1 protein-coding gene is annotated in these 10,712 nt (G+C 70.4%); it reads left to right on the forward strand.

Annotated features, from left to right (window positions below):
- Positions 1–10,712: SDR family NAD(P)-dependent oxidoreductase (locus tag ACWCSU_RS52565; protein ID WP_449945151.1), on the forward strand; the 10,712-nt coding region annotated here is incomplete at both ends.

Raw genomic sequence — 10,712 nt, forward strand, 5'->3', positions numbered from 1 at the left:
GGGGAGTGCTCGCTGGCGGTGGCCGGTGGGGTGACGGTGATGGCGACGCCGGGGATGTTCATCGACTTCAGTGCTCAGGGTGGGTTGGCCGGTGATGGGCGGTGCAAGGCGTTCGCGGAGGCGGCTGATGGGACGAGTTGGTCGGAGGGGGTCGGCCTGCTGGTGTTGGAGCGGTTGTCGGAGGCGCGCCGTCATGGGCATCGGGTGCTGGCGTTGGTGCGTGGTTCGGCGGTCAATCAGGATGGTGCGTCGAACGGGTTGACGGCGCCGAACGGTCCGTCGCAGCAGCGGGTGATCCGTCAGGCGCTGGCCGGGGCGGGGCTGACCGCCGCCGGAGTGGACGCGGTGGAGGCGCACGGGACCGGGACGACGCTGGGTGATCCGATCGAGGCGCAGGCGTTGCTGGCCACGTACGGTCAGGATCGGGAGCGTCCTCTGCTGCTGGGGTCGGTCAAGTCGAACATCGGTCACGCGCAGGCTGCCGCGGGTGTGGCTGGTGTGATCAAGATGGTCATGGCGATGCGTCACGGCCTGCTGCCGAGGACGCTTCATGTCGATGAGCCGTCGTCGCACGTGGACTGGTCGCAGGGTGCGGTCGAGCTGCTGACCGAGGCCAGGCCCTGGCCCGAGGTCGAGCGGCCGTGGCGGGCGGGGGTGTCGTCGTTCGGGTTCAGCGGCACCAACGCCCACATGATCATCGAGCAGGCGCCCGTCCCCGACGCCGAAGAGCGGTCGCCCGGAGCTGAGCGGATGCTCCCAGTGCTGATCTCCGGCCGGACCGAGCAGGCGTTGCGCGCGCAGATCGAGCAACTCGCCTCCTTCGCTGACACCGAGCCCGAGCTGGAACTGGCCGACACCGCGTTCTCGCTGGCCACGACCCGGTCGACCTTCGACTACCGGGCGGTCGTGCTGGCCGAGGACCGCGAGGATCTGCTGGTCGGACTGGGCGCGCTGGCCGACGACGTGCCGGCGGTGGGCGTGGCCCGCGGGGTGGCGGTGGGGGAACCACAGCTCGCCGTGCTGTTCACGGGCCAGGGGAGTCAGCGGGCGGGGATGGGGCGGGGGCTGTATGAGCGGTTCCCGGTGTTCGCGCAGACGCTGGACGCGGTGGTCGCTGAGCTGGACCGGCATCTGGACGGTTCGGTTCGCGACGTGATGTTCGGCGAGCCCGAGACACTCGATCAGACGGGGTGGGCGCAGCCGGCGCTCTTCGCGCTGGAGACGGCGCTGTTCCGGCTCATCGAATCGTGGGGTGTGAAGCCCGACAGCCTGGCAGGTCACTCGATCGGGGAGATCACGGCAGCTCATGTGGCCGGGGTGCTGTCGCTGAAGGACGCGTGCACGCTGGTCGCGGCGCGGGCCCGGTTGATGCAGGCGCTCCCGTCGGGTGGCGCGATGGTCTCGGTACAGGCGCCCGAGGAGGAGGTAACGAGCCTCCTGGCCGGGCCGGACGTGTCGATCGCGGCGGTGAACGGCCCCGCGTCCATCGTGATCTCCGGTGTTGAGCAGGCCGTGCTCGACCTCGCCGACACGCTGGCGGCGCGCGGGCACAAGACCCGCCGGCTGCGGGTGTCGCATGCCTTCCACTCGTCGTTGATGGACCCGATGCTGGCCGACTTCCGCGCGGTCGCTGAGACGCTCACCTACAGCCGCCCGGAGATCCCGATCGTCTCCACGCTGACCGGCGAACCGGCCACGGACGCGCAGCTGTGCTCGCCTGACTACTGGGTGGACCAGGTCCGCCAGGCGGTACGGTTCGCCGACGGCGTTCGCACGCTGTACGGCCAGGGCGTGCGCGCGTACCTGGAACTCGGCCCCGACGGTGTGCTGACCGCCATGGCCGCGGGCGTCCTCGCAGACCTGGGCGCCGACGTGCACGGACCGCAGGCCGTACTGGTGCCGGCGATCCGCAGGGATCGCGACGAGCAGACGGCGGCGATGACCGCGCTGGCCGAGCTGCACGTGCACGGAGTGGAGGTCGATTGGCGGGCGGTGCTCCCGTCCGCGCGGCGCGTCGAGCTGCCGACCTACCCGTTCCAGCGCGAACGGTACTGGCCGCGCCCGCGCCTGGGCGACGCGCGATACCTGGGACAGGCCGCCGCCGGGCATCCGCTGCTGGGCGCCGCGGTGGCGCTGGCCGCCTCGGATGGTGCGCTGCTGACCGGGCACCTGTCGTTGCGTTCGCAGACCTGGCTGGCCGATCACGTCGTGGGCGGGCGGGTCCTGTTCCCCGGCACCGCCTTCCTCGAGCTGGCCGTACGGGCGGGTGATCAGGTCGGCTGCGACCTGGTCGAGGAGCTCACCCTGGCGGCACCGCTCGTGCTCACGGAGGACGAGGCCGTCGCGGTGCAGGTGTGGGTGGGCGCGGAGGAGAACGGCCGGCGCGACCTGAGCATCTTCACCCGGCCCGCGCAGGCCGCCGACGACGAACCCTGGGTACGGCACGCGGTCGGTGTCCTCGCCGCCGGTGGGCAGGCAGGCGAGCGATTCGGCGCCGAGGTCTGGCCGCCGCAGGGTGCGACCTCGATCGAGCTGGAGGGGCTGTACGAGCAACTCGCCGAGGGCGGGCTGAGTTACGGTCCGCTGTTCCAGGGGCTGAGGGCGGCCTGGCGGCGGAATGACGAGGTCTTCGCCGAGGTGAGCCTGCCGAAGCGGCTCGAATCCGACGCCAATGCGTTCGGTATCCATCCGGCCCTGCTGGATGCGGCGCTGCACACGGTGGCGCTCGCAGGACTCGACGACGCCGAGGGCGGGCGGTTGCCGTTCTCGTGGGGTGAGGTGTGCCTGCACGCCGGAGGCGCGTCGGCCGTGCGGGTACGGCTGGCGAAAGTCGAGGGTGACGCCGTCTCTCTGGTGGTGACCGATGAGGCGGGCGAACCGGTGCTGACGGCACGGTCGCTCATCCTGCGGCCCTTCGCGCCCGGTGCCGTCGCGAGCAGCCGGAGGAACCCCCTGTTCACGGTGGAGTGGCCGCCCTTGGCCTCGACTCCGGTCACCGGCTCAGCACCGGAGACGCTGGTGGCCGGGCTGCGCGATTTCGACCTCCCCGGTCAGGTGCCGGAGGTCGTGGTAACCGAGCTGGTCTCCGATCCGGCCACCGAGGTGGTGGCGGCGACGCATGAGATGAACGCCCGCGTGCTGGCCGTACTGCAGCACTGGCTCGACGACGAACGGTGCCGTGACGCGCGGCTGGTGTTCGTGACGCGGGGCGCGGTCGTGACCGGCGATGACGACGTCCTGTCGGATCTTCCTGCTGCTGCCGCGTGCGGTCTGGTGCGTAGCGCCCAGTCGGAGAATCCCGACCGGTTCGTGCTGATGGACGCGGATACGGGGCTCGGGCTGGACCTGCTGCCCGAGGTGCTGGCGTCGGGGGAGCCGTGCGTGGCCCTGCGTGAGGGCGGCTTGCGGGTGCCACGACTGGTGCCCGCCATCGCCGGTGACGTGGCGCGGCCGTGGAATCCGGACGGGACCGTGCTGATCACCGGTGGCACCGGTGGCCTGGGCGCGCTGTTCGCCCGCCACGTCGTGGCCGAGCGCGGGGTACGGCACCTGCTGCTGGTCAGTCGCCGAGGGCCGGATGCGCCCGGCGCGGTGGATTTGCAGACTGAGCTGGTCGCGCAGGGGGCAGAGGTCAGGGTCGTCGCGTGTGACGTGGCGGATCGGGAGCAGGTGGCCGCACTGCTGGCCGCCGAGCCTTCGCTGACCGCCGTCATCCACACGGCCGGCGTGCTGGCCGATGGGACGATCCCGTCGCTGACGGCTGAGCGGCTGGACACCGTGCTGCGGCCGAAGGCCGACGCCGCCTGGCATCTGCACGAGCTCACCGAGGGCTTGGCCGAGTTCATCATGTTCTCGTCGGTCGCCGGGACCGTCGGCTCTGCCGGGCAGGGCAACTACGCGGCCGCGAACTCGTTCCTCGACGCGCTCGCTCGGCTCCGCCGTACCCAGGGCCTGCCTGGATTGTCGCTCGCCTGGGGTGCCTGGGACAGCGGGATGACGGGCATCTTGAGCGAGGCCGACCTGGAGCGGCTGGCGCGTGCCGGCACGCCGCCGCTGGCCCAGGAGGAAGGCGTCGCTCTGTTCGAGGCGGCGATTCGTGCCGGTGAAGCCGTGGTGGCACCCGTGCGCCTGAACCTGTCGGCGCTCCGTGCCCAGGGTGAGGTTCCGCCGCTGCTGCGCAGGCTGGTCCGGAGCAGGCGCCGGGCCGCCGCCGGTCGGTCGGCTGCGGCCGGAACGCTGCTGCAGCGGTTGCTTCCGCTCACCGGGAGCGAGCGCGACGAGGCGCTCATGGATCTGGTTCGCACCGAAGTGGCCATGGTGCTGGGGCATCTCTCGCCGGAGACGGTGGAGATGCGGCGCGAGTTCCGTGAACTGGGCTTCGACTCGCTCACCTCGGTCGACCTGCGCAACCGGCTCAACACCGTCACCGGGCTGCGCTTGCCGTCCACGCTGGTATTCGACTACCCGACGCCGGTGCTGCTGGCGGAGTTCCTGCTGGCCGAGTTGCTCGGGGAGCAGGTCGATGCGGTGGTTCCGGCCGGGTTCCGGCCGGTCGCGGATGACCCGATCGTGATCGTGGGGATGGCCTGCCGGTATCCGGGCGACGTGGCTTCCCCGGAGGATTTGTGGCGACTTGTCACCGAGGGCGTGGACGGGATCTCGCCGTTCCCGACCACGCGTGGCTGGGATCTGGGGGCCGTGTACAACCCGGATCGGGAGAGTCGCGGGACGTCGTACGTGCGGGAGGGCGGGTTCCTGCACGAGGCGGGGGAGTTCGACCCCGGGTTCTTCGGGATCTCCCCGCGTGAGGCGCTGGCGATGGATCCGCAGCAGCGGCTGCTGCTGGAGACCACTTGGGAGGCGATCGAGCGGGCCGGGATCGACCCCGTCGCGCTGCGCGGGAGTCGTACCGGCGTGTTCGCCGGGGTGATGTATCACGACTATGCGAGCAGTGTCCCGTTCCCTCCCGAGGTGATGGGGTTCGTCGGAACCGGCACGGCGGGCAGCGTTGCCAGCGGTCGGCTGTCCTACACATTCGGGCTGGAGGGCCCGGCGGTGACGGTGGACACCGCGTGTTCGTCGTCGCTCGTCGCCATGCACCTGGCCGTGCAGGCCCTGCGTGGCGATGACTGCACGCTGGCGCTGGCCGGGGGTGTGACCGTCATGGCCAATCCCGGGCCGTTCATTGACTTCAGCGCGCAGGGTGGGCTGGCCGGCGACGGGCGGTGCAAGTCGTTCTCGGAGGCGGCCGACGGGGTGAGCTGGTCCGAGGGTGTCGGAATCGTGGTGCTGGAGCGGTTGTCGGACGCCCGGCGCAACGGTCACCAGGTGCTGGCCGTCGTGCGCGGGTCCGCCGTCAATCAGGACGGCGCGTCCAACGGGCTGACGGCGCCGAACGGCCCGTCGCAGCGGCGGTTGATCCGGCAGGCGCTGGCCGGTGCCGGGCTCACCCCGGCTGATGTGGACGCGGTGGAAGGGCACGGCACCGGAACGACGTTGGGCGACCCGATCGAGGCCCAGGCGCTGCTCGCGACCTATGGGCAGGATCGGGAGCATCCACTGCTGCTGGGGTCGATCAAGTCGAACATCGGTCACACGCAGGCTGCCGCGGGTGTGGCGGGTGTGATCAAGATGGTCATGGCGATGCGGCATGGAGTGCTGCCCAAGACACTTCATGTCGACGAGCCGTCCTCGCACGTGGACTGGTCGGCCGGCGCCGTCGAGCTGCTGACCTCCGAGGCGGAGTGGCCGCAGACGGGCCGCCCGCGCCGGGCAGGCGTGTCGTCGTTCGGGATCAGTGGCACCAACGCGCACGTGATCCTGGAGCAGGGGCCGCAGGTCGCGGAGCCTGATGGTACGGCAGGCGGCGTGGTGCCCGCTGGCACGGCCGCCGGTGTGGTGCCGTGGGTGCTGTCGGCGAAGTCCGGCGACGCGTTGCGGGGGCAGGCGGGTCGTCTGCTGGCGCACGTGGGTGACCTGTCTCCGGAGGACGTGGGGTATTCGCTGGCCGTGACCCGGTCGGTGTTCGAGCACCGGGCGGTGGTGCTCGGCGCGGACCAGTTGGGCGCGCTGGCCGCCGGTGAGCCCGGTGCGATGCGCGGCATAGCCGATATTTCCGGCAAGTCGGTGTGGGTGTTCCCCGGCCAGGGGGCGCAGTGGGTGGGGATGGGCAGGCGACTCCTGGAGGAGTCGCCGGTGTTCGCGGCCCGGATGGCGGAGTGCGCTGCGGCGTTGGAGCCGTTCGTGGACTGGTCGTTGCTGGAGCAGGTCGAGCTGGATCGGGTCGATGTGGTCCAGCCGGTGTCGTGGGCGGTCATGGTGTCGCTCGCAGCTGTGTGGGAATCGCTCGGCCTGCGTCCGGACGCGGTGGTCGGGCATTCGCAGGGTGAGATCGCCGCCGCTGTGGTGGCGGGCGGCCTGTCGCTGTCCGACGGCGCGCGGGTGATCGCACTGAGAAGCCGTCTCATCGGGGAACGGCTGGCGGGGCTCGGGGCGATGGCTTCGGTGCCGTTGCCCGTCGATCAGGTGGACCTGCCGGACGGGCTGTCGATCGCAGCTGTGAACGGGCCTTCCTCGGTCGTCGTCTCCGGTGACGTGGAGGCGGTCGAGGAGCTTGTCGGCCGACTCGACAGGGCACGGCGCATCGCGGTGGACTACGCCTCTCACTCCGCTCAGGTTGACCGGATCCGCGACGAGCTGGCGGACGTCTTGGCGGAGGTGTCCCCGCGGTCGCTGCGGGTTCCAATGCTGTCCACGGTGACCGGCGAGTGGCTCGAAGGGCATGAGCTCGACGCCGTCTACTGGTGTGAGAATCTGCGCCGCACGGTCGGCTTCGCGCCTGCCGTACGACAGCTTCTGGAGCGGCATCGGTTCTTTCTGGAGGTCAGCCCGCATCCGGTGCTGACGCCCGGCATCGGCGAGTGCGTGGACGAGGCCGGTGTGGAGGCTGTGATCGCCGGCACGTTGCGCCGTGACGACGGCGGCCTGGACCGGCTGCTGGCCTCGGCCGCCGAGCTGTTCGTCCGTGGCGTCGAGGTCGACTGGCCGAGTGTCCTGTCAGGCGGGCACAGGGTGGACCTGCCCACCTACGCCTTCCAGCACCAGCGCTATTGGCCGGTGGGCACCGGTTCCCGGGCCGGAAACGTGGCGGCGGCCGGCCTGAAGGTCGCGGGGCATCCCCTGCTGGCGGCGACCGTGGGCCTGGCGGACTCGGATGGTGTGCTTCTGACCGGCCGGATCTCGCTCTCGTCGCATCCGTGGCTGGCCGATCACACGGTCGCCGGGATGGTGATCTTCCCGGGTACGGGATTCCTTGAGCTGGCGATCCGCGCCGGGGACCAGGTCGGTTGCGACGTGGTCGAGGAGCTGACGCTGACCGCTCCGCTCGTGCTGACGGAGCGGGATGCGGTGGCCCTGCAGGTGTGGGTGGGTGCCGCGCAGGAGACCGGCCTCCGGAGCCTGAACATCTACGCCCGAGCGGCCGAGGCCGGGGATGACGTGCCGTGGGTGCGTCACGCGGTCGGCGTCCTCACCGAGGGCGGCCAGGCCGGGGAGCGGTTCGAGGTATGGCCGCCACAGGGTGCGTCGGCGATCGACGTGGGCGGGACCTACGAGGGCTTGGCAGCCGCTGGGTTCGAGTACGGGCCGGTGTTCCAGGGGCTCAGGGCGGCCTGGCGCGGCTCGGGCGGTGAGGTGTTCGTCGAGGTCGAGCTGCCCGAGCAGGGTGGGGGGCAGTTCGGGATGCATCCGGCTCTGCTGGATGCGGTGCTGCACGCGGTTCCCTACGTCGGGCTGGAGGGCGGCCGGTTGCCGTTCTCCTGGGGTGGCGTGTGCCTCCGGGCGAGCGGGGCCTCCCTGCTGCGGGTGCGGTTGGTCAGGACGAGTGACGAGTCGGTGTCCCTTACGGCGGTCGATGTCGCCGGTGAGCCGGTGTTGTCGGCGGGGTCGCTGGTGCTGCGTCCGTTCTCACCGAGTCAGCCGGCAGCTCCGGGGCGGGAGCGGGATGGGTTGTTCCGGCTGGAGTGGGTCACGCTCTCCGACCTTCCTGCGGCCGACCCTGGTGAGACGCGGGTGGTCGAGGTCGTCACCGATACGGCTCTAGGCGCGGTTACGGCGGCGCATGAGGTCACGGCTCGGGTGCTGGGGTTGCTCCAGGAATGTCCGGATGAGCGGTTGGTGTTCGTGACGCGGGGTGCGGTGGCGGTTGGTGAGGGTGAGTTCGTCGCGGATCTGGCTGCTGCGGCGGTGTGGGGTTTGGTGCGGTCTGCGCAGTCGGAGAATCCGGGCCGGTTCGTGTTGCTGGATGTGGATGCTGAGCCGGGGGATGGTCTGCTGGGTGGGGTGCTGGCTTCTGGTGAGCCGCAGGTGGCGGTCCGCGACGGGCAGGTGTGGGTGTTGCGGTTGGTGTCGGGGGCTGGGTTGTTGCCGCCGTCTGGGGTGCCGTGGCGGTTGGGGAGCCGGGCGAAGGGCAGTTTGGATGCTCTGGAGTTGGTGGAGTTCCCGCAGGCTGCTGCGCCGTTGGCGGCTGGGCAGGTGCGGGTCGAGGTTCACGCTGCTGGGTTGAATTTCCGGGATCTGCTCGACGGACTCAATGCTCTGGGCTGGTTCCAGGACAAGGTCGGGCTGATGGGTGGTGAGGTGGCCGGTGTGGTGCTGGAGGTCGGGCCAGAAGTTGTCGATCTCCAGCCTGGGGACCGCGTCGTGGGTCTGGTCGAGGGCGGTTTCGGGCCGGTCGTGGTGGCCGGTGATCGCCTGCTGGTGAAGATTCCGGAGGGGATGTCGTTCGAGGAGGCGGCGACGATTCCGGTGGTGTTCCTGACCGTGTTCTACGGGTTGATGGATCTGGCCGATTTGAGGGCCGGTGAGTCGTTGCTGGTGCATGCCGGTACGGGTGGTGCGGGGATGGCGGCGATTCAGCTCGCGCAGCGGTTGGGGGTGGAGGTGTTCGCCACGGCGAGTCCGGCCAAGTGGGATGTGTTGCGCTTGCTCGGTATCCCGGATGATCACATCGCTTCTTCGCGGGATCTGGAGTTTGAGGAGAGGTTTCGGCGGGAGCGGGGGATCGATGTGGTCTTGAACTCGTTGACGGGGGAGTTCGTCGATGCCTCGGCGCGGTTGCTGCGTCCGGGTGGGCGGTTCGTCGAGATGGGCAAGCTGGACATCCGTGATGAGCTTCCGGGGGTGAGTTATCGCTGGTTCGACGTCCTGGATGCGGGCACGGAGCGGTTGCGGGAGATCCTGGTCGAGCTGATGGGGTTGTTCGCGGCGGGGGAGTTGCGGCCGTTGCCGGTGACGGCGTGGGATGTGCGCCGGGGTCGGGAGGCGTTCCGGTTCATGAGTCAGGCCAGGCATACCGGCAAGATCGTGTTGACGATGCCGCGTCGGTGGGATCCTGATGGGACGGTGTTGATCACCGGTGGCACGGGTGGTCTGGGCGTGGAGGTGGCCCGGCATGTGGTGGCCGAGTATGGGGTGCGTCATCTGGTGTTGACCAGTCGGCGCGGGCTTGGTGCTCCGGGTGCGGCGGAGTTGCGGGCCGAGCTGGTCGCGCGGGGTGTTGACGTCGAGATCGTCGCTTGTGACGTGGCCGACCGGGAGCAGGTTGCGGCGCTTGTGGCGGGGCGGGCTCTGACGGTGGTGATCCATGCGGCGGGTGTGCTGGACGATGGCACGATCGCCTCGCTGACCCCGGAGCGGCTGGACGCGGTGCTGCGGCCGAAGGTCGATGCGGCCTGGCACCTCCATGAGCTCACCCAGGGCATGGACCTCGCCGCGTTCGTCCTGTTCTCGTCGGTGGCGGGCACATTCGGTGGCCCGGGACAGGGCAACTACGCGGCGGCGAACGCCTTCATGGACGCTCTGGCCGTTCACCGGCGCGGACTGGGTCTGGCCGGAGTGTCGGTCGCGTGGGGCGCATGGGCGCCGGGTGCGGGAATGACCGGCACGCTGGGCCAGGCCGACCTGCGGCGCATGGAACGTTCGGGGATCTCGGCCCTGACGACCGAGCAGGGGTTGGCGCTGTTCGACAGCGCAGCTTCGGTGGACAGGGCGATCGTGGTGGCGGCCCGGCTGAACACGGCGACGGTGGCGCGGGCCGGTGGCGACGTACCGCATCTGCTGCGTGGCCTGGTACGAGGAACCCGCCGGTCGGCGATCTCGGCTTCGGCACCGGCCGGCGGCCAGGCGCTGGCCGAGCGGTTGGCCGATCTGGGCCGGGCAGAGCGGATCCGGTTGGTCGCGGACCTGGTTCGGGGGCAGGTGGCTGCGGTGCTGGGGCATACATCACCGGACACGGTGGAGATGCGGCGCGAGTTCCAGGACCTGGGCTTCGACTCGCTCACCGCTGTTGAAGTGCGCAACCGGCTGAGCACGGCCACCGGCGTACGGCTCCCGGCGACGCTCGTGTTCGACTACCCGACCCCCACGGCGCTGGCCGACTTCCTGTTGGGCGAACTGGACGGTGAGCAGGCCGACATCGTCGAGTCGCCATCCGAAGTACGCCTGGCGGACGACGACCCGGTCGTGATCGTGGGGATGGCGTGCCGTTATCCGGGCGGGGTCACCTCTCCTGAGGAACTGTGGCGGCTCGTGATGGAGGAGACCGACGCCATCACCGATTTCCCGACGAATCGGGGTTGGGATCTCGGTGCGGTGTTCAATCCGGATCGGGAGAGCCGGGGGACGTCGTATACGCGTCATGGTGGGTTTCTGCA

The organism is Nonomuraea sp. NPDC001699 (assembly GCF_053596455.1).